The organism is Acrocarpospora catenulata (assembly GCF_018476525.1).
Lineage (GTDB): Bacteria > Actinomycetota > Actinomycetes > Streptosporangiales > Streptosporangiaceae > Acrocarpospora > Acrocarpospora catenulata.
In genome coordinates this window covers 1-19,969 of sequence record NZ_JAHCST010000060.1, presented here as the reverse complement: position 1 = coordinate 19,969, position 19,969 = coordinate 1, and the positions used below count along the sequence as shown (strand labels likewise).

Sequence of the window (19,969 nt, the reverse complement as noted above, 5' to 3'; positions counted from 1 at the left end):
TACCTGAGATGTGAGAAGGCCCTCCGGGTGTTCACCCGGAGGGCCTTTCGCTTACCTGATTACGGGATGACCGTGATGTGGTTGGCCACCGGAGGCGCCACCGGCGAGTGCGCGCCCAGGTAGGCGGCGAACGCGTCGATGTCCAGCGGGCCGCTCCACAGGTCGGTGCCGCTCGTGAAGGCGGCGAACGCGTCGCCACCGCCGACCAGGAAGTTGTTGGCCGCGACCCGGATGGTCTGGGCGTCGGTCACCGGCTGACCGTCGATCTTGATGTTGCTCACCTTCGTGCCCCAGGCGGCGCTGGTGCTGTAGGTGTAGGTGAAGTTCGACGACGGCTGCAGGATCTTGGTGAACGCCTGGTTGTTCGGGCCGCCCACCCACTGCTGCTCAAGCAGCAGCTTCAGCTGGGCGCCGGTCAGCGTGACCACCTGCATCAGGTTGTTGAACGGCTGGACCGTGAACGCCTCGCCGTAGGTCACCACGCCGTCGCCCTCACCGGCCGAGGAGCCGGCGTAGGTGAGGCCGGCCCGGATGCCGCCCGGGTTCATCAGCGCGATCTGCGCGTTGCCGCCGGTCTTGGTGCCCTCCAGCTGGGCGTCCGCGATCAGGTTGCCCAGCGGGACCTCACCGGACGCCGAGGCCGTGTTGGGCATGTCGGCGGTGATGCGGCCGATCGGCTTGTTGGCCACCGCGGAGGTGCGCGACTTCCACAGGTCGATGAAGGCGACGGTCTGCGCGTCGGGGGTCACCGTACGGCGCACCACGTGGTTGTCCGCCACGACCGAGGAGCGCACGATGTCGCCGGTGTTCTTGTCGATCTGGAAGTCGATCTGGGTCAGCACCCGGCCGAACGAGGAGCCCTGCGTGAAGACGCGGGGGTTGCCCTTGGGGTCGTTGACCTTGCAGATGTACGCCTGGTGCGAGTGGCCGCTGATGACCAGGTCAACCTCGGCGTCGAGGCCGTTGGCGATGCGGGAGCCGAGGCCGGGAACGACCGGGCAGGCGTCCGGGCTCTGGTTCGGGGTGACCTGGTCACCCTCGTGCACCAGGACCACCTGGGCCTTGACGCCGCGCTTGGCGAGGAACTTGGAGGTCCGGTTGGCCGCGGCGACCTCCTCGGTGAACTTCAGGCCGGCGATGCCGGAGGCGGTCACGATGCTCGGGGTGGTCGCGGTGACCAGACCGATGAAGGCGACCTTCTCGCCGTTGATCTTCTCCAGGTAGAACGGTGCCAGGGCGTGCTTGTTCTTCTTGTCCAGCACGTTGGCGGCGATGAAGTCGAACTTCGAGCCCTTCCACTTGCCGGCCGGGGAGCACCCGTCGACCGGGTGGCAGCCGCCCTTCATGATGCGCTTGAGCTCGGTGTAGCCCTCGTCGAACTCGTGGTTGCCGGCGCTGGAGGTGGACAGGCCGAGCATGTCCAGGAACTCGACGGTCGGCTCGTCGTGGTAGGCGGCCGACAGCAGCGGGCTGGCGCCGATCAGGTCACCGGCCGCGACCAGCACGGTGTCCTTGTTCTTGTACTGCTTGACGTAGGTGGCGAGGTAGGCGGCACCGCCCACCCCGTCGACGACGGTGCCGGTCTCGTCGGCGATCCGGCCGCTCGACCCGGTCGGGGGCTCCAGGTTGCCGTGCAGGTCGTTGATGGACAGGAGCCGGACCGGAACGGTCTTCTCCTTCTCCTTGCCTTTGCCGATGACTTCGGCCTTGTCCTTGACATTGTCGCGCGCGGGTGTCGCACTCGCGGTGGGCATCGCGAGGGCAAACGCACCCGCCGCGGCGACCACGGCCACGGCGAGTCGTTTGAGGGAAGCTGAGCTCATGCTCACCGAGCGTAGAGAACCCGTCTGGCCATCTAATGTCTCAAAGGTAACGATTCCACAGAGGCGTGCATGGCGGGATTTGCCAATAGCCGGGTCGTAGAGTGCGTTCCATGAACGCGCACGTGATGATACGGGAACGGTTGGGCGACGACCAGGTAACTTCGGTGCTGGCGCTGGTGGAAGCGGCTACCGAGACCGACGGGGTGCGGCCGCTGAACGAGCACGTGATGCTCCATCTGCGGTACGGCGGGGACACCGGCGCCCGGTCCCTCCTCCTCCACCATTCCGGAAATCTCGTGGGATTTGCCCATTTGGATCCTACGGATCTGGTGGCGGGGCCGAGTGGGGAGCTGGTGGTGCACCCCGAGTACCGGCGGCGGGGGTTCGGGCGGGAGTTGCTCGATGCCGTGCTGGCGGAGAGTCCCGGGGGGCGGCTGCGGTTGTGGGCGCACGGGGATCATCCGGGGGCCGCGCGGCTGGCGGCTTCCGCGGGGTTCGCCCGGGTTCGGTCGTTGTGGCAGATGCGGCGGTCGTTGTTCGCGCCGTTGCCGGCGGCTGCGGTCCCCCCAGGCGTACAGATCCGGATATTTCGCCCGGGGGAGGATGAGTCGGATTGGCTCGCGCTCAACGCGCGGGCGTTCGCCCACCATCCCGAGCAGGGGTCCTGGAGCCCCGCCGACCTCTCCCAGCGGGAGAAGGAGCCGTGGTTCGACCCCGCCGGGTTCTTTCTCGCCGTACGGGACGGGCGGGTGACCGGCTTCCACTGGACCAAGGTGCACGGGGCGGACGACCACGGCCACGAGGCCATCGGCGAGGTCTACGTGGTCGGCGTGGACCCCGCCGAGCAGGGCACCGGCCTGGGCCGGGCGCTCACCCTGACCGGCCTGGCCCACCTGCGCGGCCGCGGCCTCTCCCAGGTCATGCTCTACGTGGACGAGGACAACACGGCCGCCATCCGCCTCTACACGGCGCTCGGCTTCAGCCGGTGGGACACCGACGTGATGTACGCCTACCCGGCTGATTGATGAGCCCGTACAGCTACTCGATGAGCCCGTGCAGCGCGAAGTAGGACACCGCGGCCACCAGCGCGGCGGCCGGGATGGTCAGCACCCAGGCCGTCACGATGTTGCCCGCCACTCCCCAGCGCACGGCTGACAGCCGCTTGGTGGCGCCCACACCCATGATCGCGCTGGTGATGGTGTGCGTGGTGGAGATGGGCGCGCCGAACCCGATGGCCGCCGTGTACAGCACGGTCGCGGCGGCCGACTCGGCGGCGAACCCGCGCGGCGGGTCCAGCGCGATGATCCGGCGCCCGAGGGTGCGCATGATGCGCCAGCCACCCGCGTACGTGCCGAGCGAGATGGCCCCCGCCGCGGCCAGGATCACCCACTGCGGGATGTCCTCCCCGGGGACCGCGTACCCGCCAACGACCAGGGCCAGGAAGATGACGCCCATGGTCTTCTGCGCGTCCTGCAGGCCGTGCCCGAGCGCCATCGCGGCGGCCGAGACCGTCTGCGCGTACCGGAACCCCTTGCCGGTGCGGTGGGGGTTGCTGTTGCGGAAGATCCACAAAATCGCGATCATGATGAGCGCGGCCAGCGAGAAGCCGACCAGCGGGGAGAGCACCATCGGGATGACCACTTTCTCCAGCACGCCGTCCCAGTGCACGGTGGTGGTGGCGGCCAGCGCCGAACCGACCAGGCCGCCGATCAGCGCGTGACTGCTGGAGGAGGGCAGCCCGAAGTACCAGGTGATCATGTTCCAGGTGATCGCGCCGACCAGGCCGGACCCCACGATGACCAGCCCGTGCGCCCCCTGCGGCGGATCGATGATCCCCTTGCCCACGGTGGCGGCCACCTGGGTCCCCAGATGGGCGCCGATGAAGTTCATCACCGCCGCCATCAGCAGCGCCGCGCGTGGTGTCAGCGCGCGGGTGGAGACGGAGGTGGCGATGGCGTTGGCAGCGTCGTGAAAGCCGTTGGTGTAGTCGAACACCAGGGCGATGACGACCACCCCGATGACGAGGGCGAGTTCCACTTAGCTTTCCTTGACCGCGATCGACTCGACCGTGTTGGCGACCCGCTCGAACGCGTCCGCCGCCGACTCCAGCTGGTCGATGATCTCTTTCATCTTCAGCACGGTCAGCGCGTCGTACTCCCCGCCGAAGAGCTTGGCCAGCAGCCGCCGGTAGACCTGGTCGGCCTGGTTCTCCAGCCGGTTGATCTCGATCCAGTACTCGTTGAGGTTCTTCATCGACCGCAGCCGCGGCATCGCCTCCGCGGTCAGCTCGGCCGCCCGCTCCAACACCTCGACCTGCCGGACGACCTCCTTGGGTAGATGATCGACCTGATAGAGCACGATCAGGTCGGCCGCCGCCTCCATGAAGTCCATGACATCGTCAAGACTGGACGCGAGCCGGTAGATGTCCTCCCGGTCGAACGGGGTGATGAAGCTCTCGTTCAGCCGATTCATGATCGCATGAGTGCGCTCGTCACCTGCGTGTTCGCAGGCGCGCATTTTCTCGGCCAGGGCTTCCCGATCCGAGCCGTCACTGATGATCTCCACCAGCAGGCGCGAAGCGGTCACGAGGTTGTTCGCGGAATCGGCGAACAGGTCGTAGTAACTGTCCTCACGGGGTGTGAGACGCAGGCGCACGACGATCTCCAGAGGTGCAGGGGCGTTCCGCAGAGAAGAGTACGGGCAACGATGTGAAATGCGAACTTAAGCCCAAGCATGCCCAGATGTCGCCTGTTCTTCTTCTTAGGGTTGCCTGGTGTTCCAGTCGTTTCTGCCCTGGATCACGTTTTCGTACGGTGGAAATTGAGGAAGGAACGGCTTGGGGTGGGGCCACGCTGGCCCTGATACCGGGAACCGTACCGCGCGGAGCCGTACGGGAAGTCGGCGGGGGAGCTCAGCCGGAACATGCACAACTGACCGATCTTCATCCCCGGCCACAGCTTGATCGGCAACGTGGCGACGTTGGACAGTTCCAGCGTGACATGACCCTCGAACCCCGGGTCGATGAACCCCGCCGTGGAGTGCGTCAACAGCCCCAGCCTGCCCAGGCTGCTCTTCCCCTCCAGACGGCTGGCGATGTCGTCCGGGAGGCTGATCACCTCGTACGTACTGGCCAGGACGAACTCCCCCGGATGCAGGATGAACGGCTCATCCCCCTCCGGTTCGACCTCCCTGGTCAGATCGGGCTGCTCGATCGCGGGATCGATATGCGGATACCTGTGGTTCTCGAACACCCGGAAGTACCGATCCAGCCGCACATCGACACTTGACGGCTGGATCATCTCCGGGTCGTACGGATCCAGCTTGACCCGCCCCGCCTCGATCTCCACCCGAAGATCCCGATCAGAAAGCAACACCCGCCCGACTCTAGCCGCCCACCTGCTCCAACACCCACCCCACCCAGATCCGATCACACTCTCCGCACACTTGAATGCGGCACCCGCTCCAAAATCCGCTACAGTGGACCACGCAGCCGACCTCCGGGTCACGCCTCGCGGGTGTAGTTCAATGGCAGAACATCAGCTTCCCAAGCTGACAGCGCGGGTTCGATTCCCGTCACCCGCTCCACATGCGAAAGCCCAGGTCATCCGGTGGATTCGGAGCCTGGGCTTTGATCTTGTTGGGACTATTTGATCTCCGCGTGCCATTAACGTGCCATTAGGCACCGGAGGCGATCCGACGGGTCGGCGCGCGGGCGAAGCCAACCGGGGCAACTCGGTGAGTTCTTCGAATTGCCCCGGCAGCCTCAACGGGTCCTAGCCTGCAGGAGCTACGCGTAGCTCTTCAGCCGCCAGGTGACCGCCTGGTTGCGGTAGGGGGGCATGACGTTCGTCTTTGCGATGGGGGCCGTGGTCGACGGGTTGGTCGTGACCTCCCACGTACCACTCTCGGGACACTTCTCCCCGGTCTTGGCGGTGGTACCGATGGGCTTCTTCAAGGAGTTCTCCTAACTCGTTGGCGGGACTCCCCCGCCACAGAGCACTGAGGTTCTTGATCACAGCCCGATCAAATGTTGCCCCGGAAAACCGATAGGCAGCACTCAAATGCTAGGGTCGCTAACTGTCACGATTAACAGGCCCCGGCTGCAGGCATGGATCAGGCACCAGCCCCGACCGTCTGTGGCCGGGGTTTTCGTGCTTCCCAGAAGTCTAGTGGTACCACGAGTGGCGTGTGATGCGAGAAAGCCGAACATAGTCTCGGATCAGCACTCGGCCCTTTCGACCTGCGGCTACCCTTTCGAGCCCAATACGTCCCGGCGTGTCGCATGGGAAAGCATGTAATCCATGTAGGAATTTAGAATACCTGTTCTTGTTCGGCCTGTCCGTGCAAGTGCTTGTTGATCGCCTCGGTGATGGTCTTGTCTGCGCCTCGTACCGCGTGCTGATAGATCATCGCTGCTCGTACGTTGTCGTGCCCCATCCGCGCCATCAGATCCTTGAGCCCGGCCCCCGACTCCGCCGCGATCATGTTTCCCGTGTGACGCAGATCATGCAGGTGAAGACCCACGGCACCGATCGCTCGAACGGCCTCCATCCAGGCACTCACCTTGTTGAAGCCGCTACGCCGCATCGGACCGCCCTTGATGCCCGCGAACACCAGAGCTTCGGGCTCGGGCTTCACATAGGTCTGAAGGTGTTCGCGCAGTGCGGGAAGAACCGCCTGTGGGATGCCGACGATGCGCTTGCCGGCCTTTGACTTGGGCGGACCGAGGATGATCTCACCCGTGGAGCGCTCGACGAACGCCTGACGTACCCTGACGGTCCCCTCGTCCAAGTCGATGTCAGCGCGAGTCAGCGCGGTGATCTCACCCCAACGCAGGCTGGCGAAGGTCATCAGCAGGACAAAGGCCCTGAACCTGCGATCGTGCGTGAAGTCGGCCTGTTCCCGGTCCACGAGTGCCCACAGGGCGCGCTCGGCCTCGCCCCGGCTTGTGAACACCTCGGGGTGGCCTCGCATCTCCCCGTGACGCCGATAGCGAAGCCGGTAACCCTGCTTCACCGCCCTGACGTTGCCGATAGGGCGCCGTCCGATCACATCGGCCAACTCGAAGACCTTGGACACGCTGAGGACCGGCCGTTCCGGGGCGTGCTCGTCACCGGCCCCTCGGATCCGGCACGGGTTGCGCTGAAGGACCCGGTCATCTTCAACCGCCGTCATCAGCACCGCCCGCAGTAAGCGATACGCCTTGGCCGCCATCGACACGGAGACACCGCTACCGAGGAGCTGCGTCCGCCACTGCCGAATCATGGGAGTCGACAGTTTGCCGAGCGATACCCCGCCCAAGTACGGCGTGATGTGCTTGGCGAGCGTCCACGTGTACAGGTCCACTGTTCGCGGACGCAGTCCGGGACGCTCCTTGATCCATGTCTCGGCGTAGTCCTTGAGCTTGATCTTGGCGCGCTCGGGATCCGTCCACTCCCCCGCGATGATTTGACTCTCGATCAGGGTCAGAGCCCGGTCAGCGTCGCCCTTCCGCTCGAAGGTCTCTTCTCCGTTGCGCATCCGCCCATCGGGGCCCGGGTAGCGAATCTGGAACCGGCCAGAGGGCAGCTTACGGATACTGCCAAACCGCCGGTGGTTGTCCTTGTTGGCCATCACGCAGCCCTCCCAGTGACGTCGTAGGTCGTCAGCGGGGCGACCGTGCCCGCGACGACGAAGGCGACAAGGGCCGACTCACGGATGCGCACGTGGCGGCCGACTTTGACGAATTCGATGCGTCGTTCGGCGATCAGGCGACGAACGAAGCGCTCGGAGGTGTGCAAGATCTCGGCGGCTTCAGGGACGGAGTACAGGGGCTCCATCACGCCGCCATCCCTTGAGTTGCCGAAGGATCTTGGTCGTCTGCTCGGGTTTGGAGTTCGGTCATGTGGTTGCGCCAGCGCTGGCGTTCGTGGACCGCGCGTAGCAGCCGGACGGAGATGGGTGGGAGGTTGGCGTCTCCGTTGGGGATGGGCCGCCAGGTGTAGCGGTGCGGGTCGGCGGGATCCTCGGGGATGCCCAGGGCCTGCATTGCCCAGGTGCGCCGGTCCTGCTTGTGTTCGGTGAGGGTCTTGTTGGACCACTTGCGGGAGACCAGGACGCGACGGCCGGCGTAGCCAAGGTGCTCGGGCCGGTGGGCTTTGGCGGTGCATCGGCCGGGGGTCATGCCGGGTTTGGCGTTCTTGGGCTGGACGCCGTAGCGGAGCCAGTTCGCGCACGACGCCGAGCAGGGTTCCAGCCGTACAGCCTCGCCGAGGCGTTCGGCATGACGCCGTTGCCCCTCGTGATCCGGATCGGGGATGCGTCCGAGGGATTTGGTCAGGTACTTGGACAGGTAGCGGATGCATTGGTCGGCATCCTTGGTGCCGGCGAGCACGCCTTGCAGGTCGAGCTGTTGCCCGAAGCGCACGACATGGACCGGTTCAGCGTCGGGGTCACGGTCGAGTTGGTCAAGTGCTTCATCCCAGGTGGGCAGGACTTCGCCGGTGTCGGGGTCGAGGTAGCCGGCCCCGTCCTCCCATACCGGCAGGTGGCTCGCCTCGAATCGGACGGTGTCCAGGGGGGGCCACCACACTTGGTGGTAGGTGGCGGCCACGATCTGCCGCAGTTCGGCGCGGGGGAGGGTCCCGCGGATTGCCATGTGCAGGTGCGGCGCGAGCCGTTTCTGTGGTTCGACGGTGGCGAAGTACTGCACGTCGAACCCGGCCACGCGGCGCAGGTTCTGCACGAAGCGGTCGACGAGCTTGGAGAAGTGCAGGGCGTCCCGGGCCGCCGCCGTGTAGTCGTAGCGGTCCGGATCGACCGGTACTCCGTCCTTGACCTTGCCGTAGGAGGGCAGGGTGAGGGTCAGGAACATCGACGGCCGGAACACCTTGCCATGCGGAGACCGGAAGACCCGGCCGAGCGTCGTCCTGGCCATCGTGCGCTTGGGCAGATCCGGTGCGTCCTGCCGCCGTCTGGTCGACCGCGCCCGTTTGGTCACCGGGGAGCCGATCACGTTCCCGCGCACCCCGGCCGCGTTGATCTCCTCGTCCAGCTCGACGATCGCCAGGTCGATGTCAGCCGTGTCGTGGCCGTCGCGTGCGGCCTGGTCGCGTGCGGCCTGGAAGTCGGCCCGCTGTTCGATGAGGTGGGTTTGGTAGTCGTCGGCGGGTCCGGGGGTGATGGCGGGTTCCTCGGTCAGATGCCAGCCTTCCCGGCATTGGGCCACCCGCAGGTGCCGGTTGCGCTTGGCGCAGGAAGGGCACTTGGCTTCCAGGGTGGCCCCGCACGGGACATCGATGATCTCGGAGGCGCCGGTGTGGGTGTCGATCCGGCGTAGCGGGACCGGGCGGATGCACACCTCGTTCTGCACCGCGATGGACTCCACCACTTCCCGCGCTATCGGCAGGCCCATCCGGACCGCGCGGGGGATGCGCCGGTCATTGGCGTTGATCACGACTCACCTCCGGTCTGTTCGGTGATCGCCGATGCTCTGGCTCCGCATTCGCGGCACTCGACCACGCCCCGGACCGGGAACAGCCACAGCGCGTCGGAGGCGCCGCAGGCCGAGCAACGCAGGTCATCAAGGAACTCGGCCAGGTCAGCCACGCTCGCCCCTGTCCGTCGTCCCCGTCGTCTCGGCCCTGCTCGGCACGTCGTCGTCGTCCTGGTGGGCGCCCTGTTCAATGCCGTTCGTCGGGATTTCGGTGCGGGTGATCAGGTTGGCGTCCAGGCGGGCCAGGTCGCTGTAGGGGTCGGCGAAGACGCGCGGGTCGGCCAGGGCCATCACCCGGAGGTCACCGCCCGAGGTGGGCAGAATGATCAGCAGGCCGTGTGCGGCAGCGGTGTCGATCTCGGCGGGAGTGCCGCGCAGAGTGATCCTCATCGGTCACCGCCCGCGTACTCGGTGACCATGTCCTTGATGTCGGTGTCGGAGACGTACGCGGCCCGGACTCGGACCGGTTCAGGGCTGGTCTCCAGGCGGATGTAGCCGACGCCCGCACCGCGTTCGGGGATGGGTGAGATGTGGTCGGCAAGGGCGCCGTTGTCCCGGGTGCCGTCGCCGAGAACCATGTCGACCTGTTCGGACTCATCCAGCCGCAGCGCGATCCGGTCCGGGAACAGGTTCCGGATGCTGATCACGTTCTTACGCGGATCCTGAAGCGCGGCCAGCACGCCGACCCCGACCGCCCGGCCCTGGGTGGTCAGTGTCGCCAGCGCGGCCAGGGTGCGGTAGCGGAGCTGTTTGTCGGTTTGGTAGGCGGTCAGGAACGCCACCTCATCGACGATCACGAGAACGAACGGATCCTCGGTCGTGGGCACGTGGGTACGGCGGACACCGGCGAACCGGTCGGCCCGCTCCTGCATCACCGCCACGGCCGCTTCCAACAGGTCCGCGCACTGCGCAGGGTCGGCGGCGTAGCGTTCCCCGAACAGGGCCCGCCCGTAGGACAGTTCCATACGTTTGGGATCCAGGGCCCACAGTTGAGCCACCCCCGCTCGGGCCGCCGGCAGCAGCGCCCGGACCGTCCCCCACAGGATCGAGCCCTTCCCGGCCCCGGTCGCCCCGGCCACCAGGACATGCGTGCCGTGGACCTTGAGTCGGAACGGGCCGCCGTCCTCGCGCCGTCCGATCTCCACCGGCCCCACCGACACCTCATCCGGGATGGGCAAGGCCGGGATCGGGGCGGCCAAGGGGTCGCGGCGGGGGAAGGTGAGGGTGAGCCGTCCGGCCGCCGTCACCGTGATACGGCAGGATGGGGCGGCGAAGCCGTGGGCCAGGTGGTCGATGCGGTCGGTCCAGTCCTTGACCGCCTGCCCGGCCAGCATTCCCACCGTGACGTGGTCGGCCCAGCCGTCACAGCGGACCTTGAGTAAGCGGGGGAGGTAGTCGCGTCCGCGTAGGTGACGGCCGAGCCCGGAGACGGTCATGACGGGTTGCCAGTGCCGCCGGTAGATCCACAGCCAGCGGCCGAAGGCCAGCACCCGCCAGCCCACCAGCCGCCGGAAGGAATCCCAGTCGAGCGCCGCCCAGACCAGCGCGGTGGTGAGGACGGCATCGGCGGTGATGAGCGCCACCAGGTGGCCGTAGCGGGCCCAGCAGACGGTGAACGCCGACAGCAGCCCGGCCAGGATCGGGTGACGCCAGACGATCCGGATCACGGAGGCCAGCAGCCGCCATATCCAGATGGCCAGGGTGAGCAGGGCCGGGGTTTTGACCACGGCCGGGCGGAAGACGATCGCGGTGTCGGGGGTGGTGGTGACGAGGTTCCTCGCCTCGTCACCGGGGAGCTTTCGAAACATTAGACTTCAGGTCCTCTCCGAGCATTCGCGTGCGGTGGGAGACTCGGGGGCCGCCGGAAGTTGCCGCTTCCAGCGGCCCCGCCTTGCCGTTCAGATAGAGCTGTCCAGGGCGTTCAGGCAGCCGCCTCGCCCGACACCGCCACCGGCGTGGAGGTGAGCTGAGGCATCGCGGTCGTAGGGGTTCCGTCGCCGGAGGTTCCGGTCTCGCCCTGCTCCTGGTGGATGCGCTCGCAGTCGGCCAGGTAGGTGGCCGCCGCGTTGACGATCTGCCGGGCGATCTCGATGTCGGCCGCCGTGACGGGCCCGGCCCCGGTGGTGGAGACGCACACATCGGCCTCGGCGGACCGCAGGGCCAGGTAGGGGCGTCCGGTGGTGAGCACTCCCGCCCGGCACGCCAGGTCCGGGGTGTAGAAGGAGATGCTCACCTGGGGCGTCTCACCCCGGGGCATGTAAATCGTGGCGTAGGTGTAGGGGGCGTGGCTCATGCCGAGGCCCTTTCGTTGAACTGCTGCTCCAGGGCGGCGGCGAAGGCGGCGGCCTGCTCGGCCAGGCAGGCGGCGAAGTCCAGGTCCGCGCGGGTGACCTGGTCACCGCTGGTGGTGGACACCAGGACCTGGAGGCCGGGGAAGACCAGCCGCAGGACCGGCGTGCGCTGCGGGTAGGGGTGGTGAGCAGCCCAGGCGCCGGGACCGGCCTTCAGGGCGATCGTGCTCACCGCGTAGGGGCGCTGTCCCATCAGGCCGCCTCTCCGGAACGAGCACCGGCGCTGGCTGCGCCGGAAGTGGTGGCGCCGGTGGTGGTGTGCTTGCTGGCGGGACGAGCCGGGCGCATCTCGCGTGCCTTGACCGAGTAGGCCAGGCGACCGACCGGGTTGACCCAGGGAGTGACGGTCATGCCGTCGAACTCCACCGGCGTGAACGGCAGCCCCGGCACCATCGGCGGCGGAACCGGCTCGGTGACCGAGGCGATCTTGACCGAGACGGTCTTGGCGGCGGCCTTGACGGTCGGGTCGCCGTCCATGACGGCGATCTGCCACACCGGCTCTCCGGTCTGCTTGTCACGGGACTGCACGAACCGGTCGGGGGTGGATGCGTCGAAGTCCCTGACCTTCTCGACCTCGCCGACGATGTAGCAGCCGTGCGGGAACACCTGGTGGAAGTGCACAGGGATGGGTCCCTGTAAGGCCATGTCCTTACTCCTTCGTCCAGTCGACAACTTGTATTGTCGAGCTACTAAGGAAGATTACCACTCAATGCCGACAACTCGACAAGTCGAGTCGTATCAAGCGGTCGAAGTAAGGGACTTCTGTCCAAACAGACAAGCCCGGTCCAAGCCGAGAGACACAGCAATGGCTTGTCAGGGCCGATGCCCCTAAGACCGTGTCTTGATTGGTGGTGAATCGTTGAGTCAGCCGTGACGACGTTCGTGGATCGGCTGGTTCCTGAGGAGCTGTGGGAGTTGTTCGAGCGGGTGGTGCCGCCCTCTCCGACCAGGCCGCAGGGCGGCGGGCGTAGGCGGGCCGATGACCGGCTGATCCTGGCGGCGATCGTGTTCGTGGCCACCACCGGCTGCACCTGGCGGCAGCTGCCGCCGATCTTCGGCGCCTCCTGGCAGACCGTCCACCGCCGCTTCGCCGAATCGAGCGCCGCCCGCGTGTGGGCCAAGCTCTACCGGATCCTGCTCGATGAACTGGGCTCGCGCGGCGAACTGGACTGGTCGCGATGCGCCATCGACTCCGTCAGCGTGCGAGCGGCCAAAGGGGGGATCTGACAGGCCCGAATCCTGTCGATCGCGGCAAGAACGGATCGAAGATCCACCTCATCACCGAACGGAGCGGTCTGCCCATCTCCGTCGGGATCAGCGCCGCCAACACCCACGACAGCCTCGCCTTGGAGCCGCTGGTGCGCGGCATCCCGCCGATCCGCTCCCGCCGCGGCCCTCGCCGCCGCAAGCCCGCAAAGCTGCACGGCGACAAGGGCTACGACTACGCGCATCTGCGGGCATTCCTGCGCGGGCGCGGGATCGTCCCGCGCATCGCCCGCCGGAGTATCGAGTCCAGCCAGCGACTGGGCCGTCACCGCTGGGTGGTCGAGAGGACCGTTTCCTGGTTGGCCGGCTGCCGCCGATTACACCGCCGCTACGAGCGCCGGGCCGACCACTTCGGGTCCTTCGTCGCCATCGCCGCAGCCCTCATCTGCTACCGCCGACTCACCAAATGAGACTTCTTCTAAAGAGCGCTAAAGGGCGTAGGAGTCTTCCAACTCGTGCAGGTCCCCCGGCAGCACGATGTCCACGATCAGGACCGGCCGCCCGCCCCCGTTGAACACACTGGCCAACACCCCCAACACCGGCGCCGTCTTCCGCACCCCCAGATGCGCGGCTTCCTCCGTGGAGGGGTGACGAGCGCTCAGCCGTTCGGCGACATGAGCCAGCTTCACGCCCTTACTCGCACGCAGATGCTGGCGGATGCTCACGCTCAACGGCTGATCACGCCCCAGGTCGGTGCCGTCCGCCAGATCGAGCGGGCACCACACCGTCACCAGCTCTGTCGTACGCTCGCCGTCGCCGAACAGCAGGCGCCGCATCATCACCGGCGTCTTCTCGGCCACGCCCAGGAGCTTGGCGACGCTCGGCGGCGCCGGATGCTCCCCCACCGCGACGAGCGAGCCGTTCTCATCGGCTTCCGCACGGTCCAGCACGGCGCGCCCGGCCCGGGAGGTGTCCTCCTCCGGCCGGGCGGTCTTCACGAACGAGCCCTTACCGTGCTCACGGTCGATCGTGCCCCGCAACTGGAGGACCTGAAGGGCCCGGACCACGGTCGGCCGGCTGACCCCGAACTCCCGCACCAGCTGCGTTTCGGAGGGAAGGAGCGACCCGGGGGGATAGGTGCCGTCGGCGATCCGCCGGCGGATGGCCTGCACGATCTGCGCGTACTTCGGCGGCGCGTATTCCTCATCGGGCGACATGACGACTTCCCTACAACTCGACTTGTCGTGAAGTCTAACCATGCTGTTTCGCTATGTCACCAGCGCCCAGGGAACCCGGCCTTCAACCCAGACGTTCCGCCCCACCCCCGCTCGTACGAGGCTTATGGCCACGCTTCCTCATCCACTGGGAAGGACCCGATCTGGGGCACCGTGTACACCCACCCCAGGTGACGGAGGAACCCCACTGCACGGCGAACGGTACTCCTGCTCACCTGGTGCGTCCGCATCATCCTGATCTCACTGGGCAACGCCTCATGAGGCAGATAGCTCCCCTCACGGATGTTCTCCACTACCTCATCAGCGATCATCCGATAGAGGGTCATCCGGTGCGGATGACGGGTCCGGGGAAGCGGCCGGCCCGGATACCACCGGCCGACGAAGGTCCCGCACCCGCGCGCCAGATACGCCACATCCTCCTGACGGAGAACCCGCAACGCCTTAACCGCCGTCTTCTTGGCCACCCCGAACCACTTCACCAGTTCCGGCACGCTCGGAAGCGCGTCATCCTCCACCAGCTCACCCCGGGCGATCCGCTCCCGGAGAATCCGCGCGATCTGCCGATAAAGCGGAACCGGTCCCACACGATTCAGCTCGTACGCCCCCGGAGGGACCTCCCCTTGAACACGCCCGAACAACGCGGACATGATCAGTCCAATCCCCGGCCCGCCCCCACAGCCCGGAATCACGAAATCCGACAAGATGAGAAGTGATGCCGCCTGTGCGCCCTCGCGCCCACCCAGCTGGACGCCAGCGCCCGCAGCCAGACCGCTGAGGTGCTGGGCGGCAAACCGGATCAATGAGCCCCGGAACGCGGGAGTTGTAGCGCCTCAACCCGAAGGGCCACCCGCCGCGCCGCCGTCACGATGTCCCGGGCGTCATGAAAGGCGTAGGCGGGATCCCACGGCTTGCACGGCCGCCCCGACGCCCACCAGAAGCTGTAACCGTCGCTCCAGACCAGCAGGCCCGCCCCCACTGACACGAACGCGACCCCGAACCCCGCGCACACCTCACCGGCGATCCCGTACCGCTCGAACAGTTCAGCCCGCAACGCTCCCGCCGCTTCCCCGGCAGCGTCCCAACCGGCACCGGTCAGCTGGGCCGGCCAGACTCGCTGATCCCGTCGGCGACCGTCCATCACGACGCGCCGCCGGTTGATTCAGTGGCGTTGCCGCCCTGGCATCCGAGACATTCGACCGTCACGCGAGACGGAGAGGAGATCTCGGGGGAGCCTTGAGCAGCGACGACGCTACGCCGAGGGGTCGCGTACTTCCAACCACGGCCTGAACACCAGGAGCAGTCAACCGACATGGTTGGAGAATTCCGCGAACGCCTGTTTCTTCTCGACTTCCTCTATGTCTCACCTATTCGGTTCATGTCTCATCTAGTCTCGTCTATGGCTCCTCTCTTTGATCAGGACTGATTTGACCAGGCCATCGCAGGTCCCTTCATCGAGGCGTAGACCATGACCGAGCAGGTGATCAGGTTAAAGACGCTGCTACAACAGCGTCATTGGCAGAGCTACAGCACCTTCTGCCGGGAGTACGACAAAGCCGCCCAACGGGTAGACCCCTGCCTCCTGGGCAAATGGCCAAGCCGCGCCCAGCTCAACCGCTGGGTGTCCGGCGAACTCAAGGGCCTGCCCTACGCCGATCACTGCCGCGTCCTGGAGGAGATGTTCCCCGGCAGCACGGCCGCCGAGCTTTTCTCACCCGGCCCCCTCCCGGTGCCCGCCCAGAGAACCAGCCAAGACGACACGCCGGCACCGGTGCACACGAGCCTTCTGCCATCCCCGACCGCCGACGTGACGGCCGTGTTCACCAGCCGTTCGGCGTTCACCGCCGCGCACCCACCGTCAACCCTGTTCGACAACGCCAGCGAGATCAACGCCGCCGGCCTGTCGCTCAACGTCATCTGTCAGAGCTACCCCGACCACCAGCTCAGACGACTACTCGAAAGCGGCACCCGGATCAGGTGCCTGTTCCTCGACCCAACCGGCGACGCGATCCGGGCCCGCGAAGCCGAGGAGAACTACACCGACCAAACCTTGCAATCCCTCACCGCGCTGAATATCAGCATCCTGACCAGGCTCCGAGCACGCCTGGACGAGGAGTCCGCGGCACGCCTGGAGATCCGCGTCTACGACGAGACCATCCGCTTCAATATCCTCATCGTTGACGGAACCACCTGCGTCGTCCAGCCCTACCTTCCCGCCGCCCGGGGAGTCGACTCGCCCACCCTCGTCATGACCCACGACGAAAGCACCGAAGCCGGGCTGTTCCCCGTCTTCGCCCAGGTCTTCACCTCACTGTGGGAGCGGAGCACCCCCGTATGATCCTGGACGCCCGCGCACTCCTGCCCCTGGCAGAGCAGGCCGTCACCATCGCCCGAGCCATCCTCACCACCCGCATGCCCGGCCTCGTCATCGCCAAGGGAGACCGCGACATGGTCACCGAGGTGGACTACGCCATCGAAGCCGCCGTCCGCGAGTTCCTCGCCCGCGAAACCCCGGACATCGGCCTGCTCGGCGAAGAGGAAGGCATCACCGGGAACCCCGACGACCCGATGTGGGCACTGGACCCGTTGGACGGGACCGCCAACTTCACCCACGGCATCCCCCTGTGCGGCACCTCTCTGGGGCTTATCGACGGCGACCGGTCCGTTCTGGGAGTGATCGACCTGCCGTTTCTCGGGACGATGTACAGCGCTGCCGAGGGCACCGGTGCTACTCGCAACGGGGCGCCAATCCAGGCCGGCGACACCGACGCTCTCAACGCCGCGATCGTGTCCGTCGGTGACTACGCCGTGGGTGCCAACGCGGAAGAGAAGAATCGCCTCCGCATCCCTCTCAACTACCAGCTGGCAACCCGCGTCCAGCGCGTCCGCATGTTCGGGTCGGCCGCTATCGACCTCGCCTGGGTTGCCGACGGCAAGACCGACGCCTGCATCATGCTCTCCAACAACCCCTGGGACACCGCCGCAGGAGTCGCCATCGCCCGCGAAGCCGGAGCCGCCGTCATCGATATCGACGGCACCGCACACACCACAACCGCGACCGCCACCATCGCCGCAGCCCCGAAACTGATCACCGAACTACTTACGGTTATCGACCGGGCGCGCGACGACATGAACGCATAGTTGCCGAATTGCGCTCATAGAGGATCAAGGCGGCAGCGCGTTGCGCCGCCGCACCGCCCAGCGCCGCGCGGCCCCGGCCGCGCATGCGGCCTGGGGGCCGGTCACGGCCGGGGCCACGCTTGGGCCGTTGCCGTACCACGACCACGCCGCACTTGATGCAAGTTTATAGAGCTCCAGGGAAGTCAAAGGAGAACTCTTGAGGAATATCGGTAAGCCCGTAGAGTGTTTCAAGCTCTTCAGATCTTACAACTATGTATTTAGAAAGTGAGCCAACGTTTTTACTTTTCCCCACATGCCCAACTATCAACTGGAAAAGGCTTCCACTTGTTGGACAAGTAGGCGTACGAGGGTCTCTAAGATACGCAGAAATTTCGTCGAGAAGTTTTCTAATTGCCGCAGGTCTAGCATTCCGATTGCCGGTATAGCTCTCCACCAGAGCAAAAACATTATCCGCTAGCTTGGTCCAGCTTATCGGTTCGAGCTCTTGCCTGACGGTGCCATCCTCTATCAATTCCTTAAATTGCGCTACGATCTGTGCGCGTGCTTCTATTTCCGGCCAGGACGATTCGGGGACTGCCGCCGCGATATGATCGAATGCCTCTAGTGTTAGCTCGATGGTTTCAACAGCAGCTTTTAACTGGGCGGCAATACGCTGCTTTCTCCAGTTGGCAGCGTCACCCTTGTACACGAGATCGTGAGTAGCCTTTGCCCAGGCGTACTGAAATACGGTTGGCAATTGGATCTCAAAAACGATATCGGCAACTCCGGCCGGTCGGCCTGATGCAGCTTCCTGCTTCAGCCTCCCATAATATCGCGTTGTGTCGAACCGGAATACATCAGGAGCCTTCTTCGCTGTCATTCGCGATCTAATGGCGTGTCGATCAAATACGCTATCTAGCTTCTCGAGAACAGCTACTTCATGTCTTACTGTTGGAATAACTACCGAGCACGCGTAAATATCGTCTATCTCGCTCCATGCCTTGTAGCGCCCGCTTTCGATCTTCTCTGCAAGAGATTCGAGTCCTTTGATTCGATCGAAAAATAGATAATCATTCGATCTGCAGTATGATTGAAGCGTTTGGCTCACATACAGCTGCACGCTTTCAAACAAGGGCCGCACTTGTTGATAGGCCCGACGGACACTTTCGGGCGCAGGCATTTAGAGATCTCCTCCGAGAACTTCGCTCATAATATCAATTCGCGCGCGCCGCTGAGCAAGATCGTTTGACGCAGAACGAGCCGCCTCGTAGTATCGCTTAGCCTTCGGATAGTCCTCCCTAGTGTCATCGCTAACGATCTCCATGAACGCTTTCAGGCGGTCTTGGAGGTCTTCCACGGGCGGAACTTTCTGAGCCCTCCACATACCTAGAATGGCACCATAAAGAGAGTAGAAATCCGCCTGGTTTCTAAGTCGACGGCAAGCTGGAATATTGAATAGCTCGCCCGGGATCTGGCCGATTTCTCTGATTACCTGTCTGAACTCTTCTTCTACCCTTTGTTTATCTTCCCACTCGGTTTCGCGGGCACTGTAGGCGGCGTCTAGATCTTCTTGAGAGTAAGTGTCGACACCCCTTTCTGTCAGTAGTAGTAGCTGTGCTGTAAGCTCCACGTCCTTCATTTGCCTACGGGATGCGGCGTTAATCCTAGGGAGGTTTTCGGGAAGACTTATTGTCATGAACTCACTGAGCGACTCTGCCGTCGTAATGAAATCCCCACTAAATCGAGCGTGACGAAGTTCCTGGGGAGTAAGGCGAGCCACATTGCGATTGATGCGATCGAAGATGTTGTTAAGCGTATTCTCGTCTGTTGTGGGCAAATACTCGACAGAAAACTGATAGGTCCAGAGGCTCTTTCGTACTTCATCTGGGAGCTGATTGAAGTACATTCCCTGAAAGCGCTTGAGTGCAGATTTCTCGCTTACGGCAAAGGTGTTATCGGTAAAATCGAATACGGTCTGAAGTCGTTGTTTTCCGTCTACGACATGGTAGCGAGCTATGCCGTCCGGTGACATCTCCTCATATAGGAATACGGCGGGCGCAGGATAGTCGAGCAAGAGTGTCTCGATAAAATAGTCTTTGTAGTCCTGATTCCAGACGCTGCGACGCTGATATGGTGGATCAAGATCCAGGAGTTCTCGCTTATAAAGGTCCCGGAACCAGGCAATAGTCTGAGATGTCTGACGCCTCTCTCTGGACATATGTTCTGCTGCCTTTCATGCGCGTTCACTGATCAGTCTACGACCCTATGGCTGGTCACGTACTACGACATTCCGTGCATAAACGTGATTATAGGTACTTGCTGGTAGATACTGCCCAGGTCTTCATTGGGCCAGTTGGTTTCCGTGTAGGCGATGCTCACCTGAGCCTTGCGTGCTGGCGATGGCTGGATTGCCAAGCATCTGAGTCACAAGCACCGTCCTCCCCTGGAGACGCGCCGAGCACAACACAGGATCGCTCGTATTTGATCTCGGATCAAGACGGAGAGCCCCTCTTGGGCTTGACTGCGTCCGGACACGGTCGAAGATCTCACGGAGCCTACCCAGAACGCATGTCCCTGTCGTCGCAGCCCTTCTGATCAAGCTGCCAAGAGCCCTATTTCGGGAGCCAACCGGTTGTCTAACCTCGATGTTTCGTGAGTCTGGTCGGGTCGCGTAGCGAGCCGACCAACTGATGCTTTTCAGTTACGGGTCAGCCCGGCGGCCCGACTCTCGCGTCGGGTGAGCGGGGTTCCACGAGCCCGGGC

At 64.8% G+C, this 19,969-nt stretch carries 23 protein-coding genes and 1 tRNA gene; 5 read left to right on the top strand and 19 right to left on the bottom strand.

The window, feature by feature from the left end:
• Positions 1-59 precede the first annotated feature (59 nt).
• Complete coding sequence (locus KIP79_RS37460; protein WP_214109741.1) at positions 60-1,823, bottom strand: bifunctional metallophosphatase/5'-nucleotidase; 1,764 nt, start codon at positions 1,821-1,823, stop codon at positions 60-62.
• Positions 1,824-1,933: 110 nt separating this feature from the next.
• Here KIP79_RS37460 and mshD point away from each other — a divergent pair, with 110 nt between their 5' ends.
• Positions 1,934-2,848 carry a mycothiol synthase gene (mshD, locus tag KIP79_RS37455; protein WP_214109740.1) on the top strand — a complete coding sequence of 305 codons (915 nt, stop codon included), beginning with the start codon at positions 1,934-1,936 and terminating at the stop codon, positions 2,846-2,848.
• A 13-nt stretch (positions 2,849-2,861) separates the two neighbouring features.
• Here mshD and KIP79_RS37450 read toward each other — a convergent pair whose 3' ends face one another.
• From KIP79_RS37450 to dcd, 3 genes are all read right to left on the bottom strand, one after another.
• Positions 2,862-3,860: an inorganic phosphate transporter gene (locus KIP79_RS37450; protein WP_214109739.1), complete on the bottom strand. Its 999-nt coding sequence runs from the start codon at positions 3,858-3,860 to the stop codon at positions 2,862-2,864.
• Complete coding sequence (locus tag KIP79_RS37445) at positions 3,861-4,478, bottom strand: DUF47 domain-containing protein (protein WP_214109738.1); 618 nt, start codon at positions 4,476-4,478, stop codon at positions 3,861-3,863. It abuts the gene before it with no gap.
• 143 nt (positions 4,479-4,621) lie between these two features.
• Positions 4,622-5,197, bottom strand: a complete 576-nt coding sequence (gene dcd, locus KIP79_RS37440) for a dCTP deaminase (RefSeq protein WP_214109737.1) — start codon at positions 5,195-5,197, stop codon at positions 4,622-4,624.
• Positions 5,198-5,334: 137 nt separating this feature from the next.
• Here dcd and KIP79_RS37435 point away from each other — a divergent pair.
• A tRNA-Gly gene (locus KIP79_RS37435) sits at positions 5,335-5,408 on the top strand.
• A 202-nt stretch (positions 5,409-5,610) separates the two neighbouring features.
• Here the strand turns inward: KIP79_RS37435 and KIP79_RS37430 are convergent.
• From KIP79_RS37430 to KIP79_RS37385, 10 genes are all read right to left on the bottom strand, one after another.
• Entirely contained in the window at positions 5,611-5,778 is a 168-nt protein-coding gene (locus KIP79_RS37430; protein WP_214109736.1) for a hypothetical protein, read from the bottom strand.
• Between the two features lie 356 nt (positions 5,779-6,134).
• Positions 6,135-7,436 (bottom strand): tyrosine-type recombinase/integrase, encoded by a 1,302-nt coding sequence (locus tag KIP79_RS37425; protein ID WP_250214477.1) that lies wholly within the window; start codon positions 7,434-7,436, stop codon positions 6,135-6,137.
• Positions 7,436-7,642, bottom strand: coding sequence for a helix-turn-helix domain-containing protein (locus KIP79_RS37420; protein ID WP_214109783.1), 207 nt, complete (start codon positions 7,640-7,642; stop codon positions 7,436-7,438). The genes KIP79_RS37425 and KIP79_RS37420 overlap by 1 nt, the downstream gene beginning before the upstream one ends.
• A complete protein-coding gene (locus KIP79_RS37415) occupies positions 7,642-9,216 on the bottom strand; it encodes a replication initiator (protein ID WP_250214476.1) in 1,575 nt (524 codons plus the stop codon). The genes KIP79_RS37420 and KIP79_RS37415 overlap by 1 nt, the downstream gene beginning before the upstream one ends.
• A gap of 38 nt (positions 9,217-9,254) precedes the next feature.
• The gene (locus KIP79_RS37410) at positions 9,255-9,410 is read right to left on the bottom strand and encodes a hypothetical protein (protein WP_214109733.1); all 156 of its coding nucleotides are present in this window, start codon (positions 9,408-9,410) and stop codon (positions 9,255-9,257) included.
• The gene (locus tag KIP79_RS37405) at positions 9,403-9,687 is read right to left on the bottom strand and encodes a hypothetical protein (protein WP_214109732.1); all 285 of its coding nucleotides are present in this window, start codon (positions 9,685-9,687) and stop codon (positions 9,403-9,405) included. Before KIP79_RS37405 ends, KIP79_RS37410 begins: the two co-directional genes overlap by 8 nt.
• Positions 9,684-11,105, bottom strand: a complete 1,422-nt coding sequence (locus tag KIP79_RS37400; protein ID WP_214109731.1) for an FtsK/SpoIIIE domain-containing protein — start codon at positions 11,103-11,105, stop codon at positions 9,684-9,686. The genes KIP79_RS37405 and KIP79_RS37400 overlap by 4 nt, the downstream gene beginning before the upstream one ends.
• A gap of 113 nt (positions 11,106-11,218) precedes the next feature.
• Positions 11,219-11,590 (bottom strand): hypothetical protein, encoded by a 372-nt coding sequence (locus KIP79_RS37395; protein ID WP_214109730.1) that lies wholly within the window; start codon positions 11,588-11,590, stop codon positions 11,219-11,221.
• Positions 11,587-11,841: a hypothetical protein gene (locus KIP79_RS37390; RefSeq protein ID WP_214109729.1), complete on the bottom strand. Its 255-nt coding sequence runs from the start codon at positions 11,839-11,841 to the stop codon at positions 11,587-11,589. Before KIP79_RS37390 ends, KIP79_RS37395 begins: the two co-directional genes overlap by 4 nt.
• A complete protein-coding gene (locus tag KIP79_RS37385; RefSeq protein WP_250214471.1) occupies positions 11,841-12,293 on the bottom strand; it encodes a plasmid replication, integration and excision activator in 453 nt (150 codons plus the stop codon). Before KIP79_RS37385 ends, KIP79_RS37390 begins: the two co-directional genes overlap by 1 nt.
• A 237-nt stretch (positions 12,294-12,530) precedes the next feature.
• On the opposite strand from KIP79_RS37385, the gene KIP79_RS37380 reads away from it, so the two are divergent.
• A protein-coding gene (locus KIP79_RS37380; protein WP_308170084.1) for an IS5 family transposase occupies positions 12,531-13,324 on the top strand; the annotation gives its coding sequence in 2 pieces (ribosomal slippage) (positions 12,531-12,864 and positions 12,864-13,324; 795 coding nt in all).
• 18 nt (positions 13,325-13,342) lie between these two features.
• Here the strand turns inward: KIP79_RS37380 and KIP79_RS37375 are convergent.
• The 3 genes from KIP79_RS37375 to KIP79_RS37365 all read right to left on the bottom strand — a co-directional run bounded on the left by KIP79_RS37375 (position 13,343) and on the right by KIP79_RS37365 (position 15,140).
• A complete protein-coding gene (locus KIP79_RS37375) occupies positions 13,343-14,071 on the bottom strand; it encodes a GntR family transcriptional regulator (protein ID WP_214109728.1) in 729 nt (242 codons plus the stop codon).
• 122 nt (positions 14,072-14,193) lie between these two features.
• Positions 14,194-14,736: a GntR family transcriptional regulator gene (locus tag KIP79_RS37370; RefSeq protein ID WP_214109727.1), complete on the bottom strand. Its 543-nt coding sequence runs from the start codon at positions 14,734-14,736 to the stop codon at positions 14,194-14,196.
• 149 nt (positions 14,737-14,885) lie between these two features.
• Positions 14,886-15,140 (bottom strand): hypothetical protein, encoded by a 255-nt coding sequence (locus KIP79_RS37365; RefSeq protein ID WP_214109726.1) that lies wholly within the window; start codon positions 15,138-15,140, stop codon positions 14,886-14,888.
• Between the two features lie 414 nt (positions 15,141-15,554).
• Between KIP79_RS37365 and KIP79_RS37360 the strand changes: the two genes are divergently transcribed.
• Together KIP79_RS37360 and KIP79_RS37355 are read left to right on the top strand one after the other, a co-directional pair.
• Positions 15,555-16,424, top strand: a complete 870-nt coding sequence (locus tag KIP79_RS37360) for a DUF5919 domain-containing protein (RefSeq protein WP_214109725.1) — start codon at positions 15,555-15,557, stop codon at positions 16,422-16,424.
• A complete protein-coding gene (locus KIP79_RS37355; protein WP_214109724.1) occupies positions 16,421-17,227 on the top strand; it encodes an inositol monophosphatase family protein in 807 nt (268 codons plus the stop codon). The genes KIP79_RS37360 and KIP79_RS37355 overlap by 4 nt, the downstream gene beginning before the upstream one ends.
• Positions 17,228-17,390: 163 nt before the next feature.
• Here the strand turns inward: KIP79_RS37355 and KIP79_RS37350 are convergent, their stop codons facing one another.
• Positions 17,391-18,386, bottom strand: coding sequence for a RelA/SpoT-related domain-containing protein (locus KIP79_RS37350; RefSeq protein ID WP_214109723.1), 996 nt, complete (start codon positions 18,384-18,386; stop codon positions 17,391-17,393).
• Entirely contained in the window at positions 18,387-19,424 is a 1,038-nt protein-coding gene (locus KIP79_RS37345) for a DUF262 domain-containing protein (protein ID WP_214109722.1), read from the bottom strand.
• Positions 19,425-19,969: the final 545 nt, after the last annotated feature.

Excerpts from the sequence above, each read along its gene's own strand:
- KIP79_RS37460 (WP_214109741.1), bottom strand. The coding sequence starts at position 1,823 with ATGAGCTCAGCTTCCCTCAAACGACTCGCCGTGGCCGTGGTCGCCGCG.
- mshD (WP_214109740.1), top strand. The coding sequence starts at position 1,934 with ATGAACGCGCACGTGATGATACGGGAACGGTTGGGCGACGACCAGGTA.
- KIP79_RS37425 (WP_250214477.1), bottom strand. The coding sequence starts at position 7,436 with ATGGCCAACAAGGACAACCACCGGCGGTTTGGCAGTATCCGTAAGCTG.
- KIP79_RS37420 (WP_214109783.1), bottom strand. The coding sequence starts at position 7,642 with ATGGAGCCCCTGTACTCCGTCCCTGAAGCCGCCGAGATCTTGCACACC.
- KIP79_RS37415 (WP_250214476.1), bottom strand. The coding sequence starts at position 9,216 with ATGGGCCTGCCGATAGCGCGGGAAGTGGTGGAGTCCATCGCGGTGCAG.
- KIP79_RS37405 (WP_214109732.1), bottom strand. The coding sequence starts at position 9,687 with ATGAGGATCACTCTGCGCGGCACTCCCGCCGAGATCGACACCGCTGCC.
- KIP79_RS37400 (WP_214109731.1), bottom strand. The coding sequence starts at position 11,105 with ATGTTTCGAAAGCTCCCCGGTGACGAGGCGAGGAACCTCGTCACCACC.
- KIP79_RS37395 (WP_214109730.1), bottom strand. The coding sequence starts at position 11,590 with ATGAGCCACGCCCCCTACACCTACGCCACGATTTACATGCCCCGGGGT.
- KIP79_RS37390 (WP_214109729.1), bottom strand. The coding sequence starts at position 11,841 with ATGGGACAGCGCCCCTACGCGGTGAGCACGATCGCCCTGAAGGCCGGT.
- KIP79_RS37385 (WP_250214471.1), bottom strand. The coding sequence starts at position 12,293 with ATGGCCTTACAGGGACCCATCCCTGTGCACTTCCACCAGGTGTTCCCG.
- KIP79_RS37375 (WP_214109728.1), bottom strand. The coding sequence starts at position 14,071 with ATGTCGCCCGATGAGGAATACGCGCCGCCGAAGTACGCGCAGATCGTG.
- KIP79_RS37370 (WP_214109727.1), bottom strand. The coding sequence starts at position 14,736 with ATGTCCGCGTTGTTCGGGCGTGTTCAAGGGGAGGTCCCTCCGGGGGCG.
- KIP79_RS37360 (WP_214109725.1), top strand. The coding sequence starts at position 15,555 with ATGACCGAGCAGGTGATCAGGTTAAAGACGCTGCTACAACAGCGTCAT.
- KIP79_RS37355 (WP_214109724.1), top strand. The coding sequence starts at position 16,421 with ATGATCCTGGACGCCCGCGCACTCCTGCCCCTGGCAGAGCAGGCCGTC.
- KIP79_RS37350 (WP_214109723.1), bottom strand. The coding sequence starts at position 18,386 with ATGCCTGCGCCCGAAAGTGTCCGTCGGGCCTATCAACAAGTGCGGCCC.
- KIP79_RS37345 (WP_214109722.1), bottom strand. The coding sequence starts at position 19,424 with ATGTCCAGAGAGAGGCGTCAGACATCTCAGACTATTGCCTGGTTCCGG.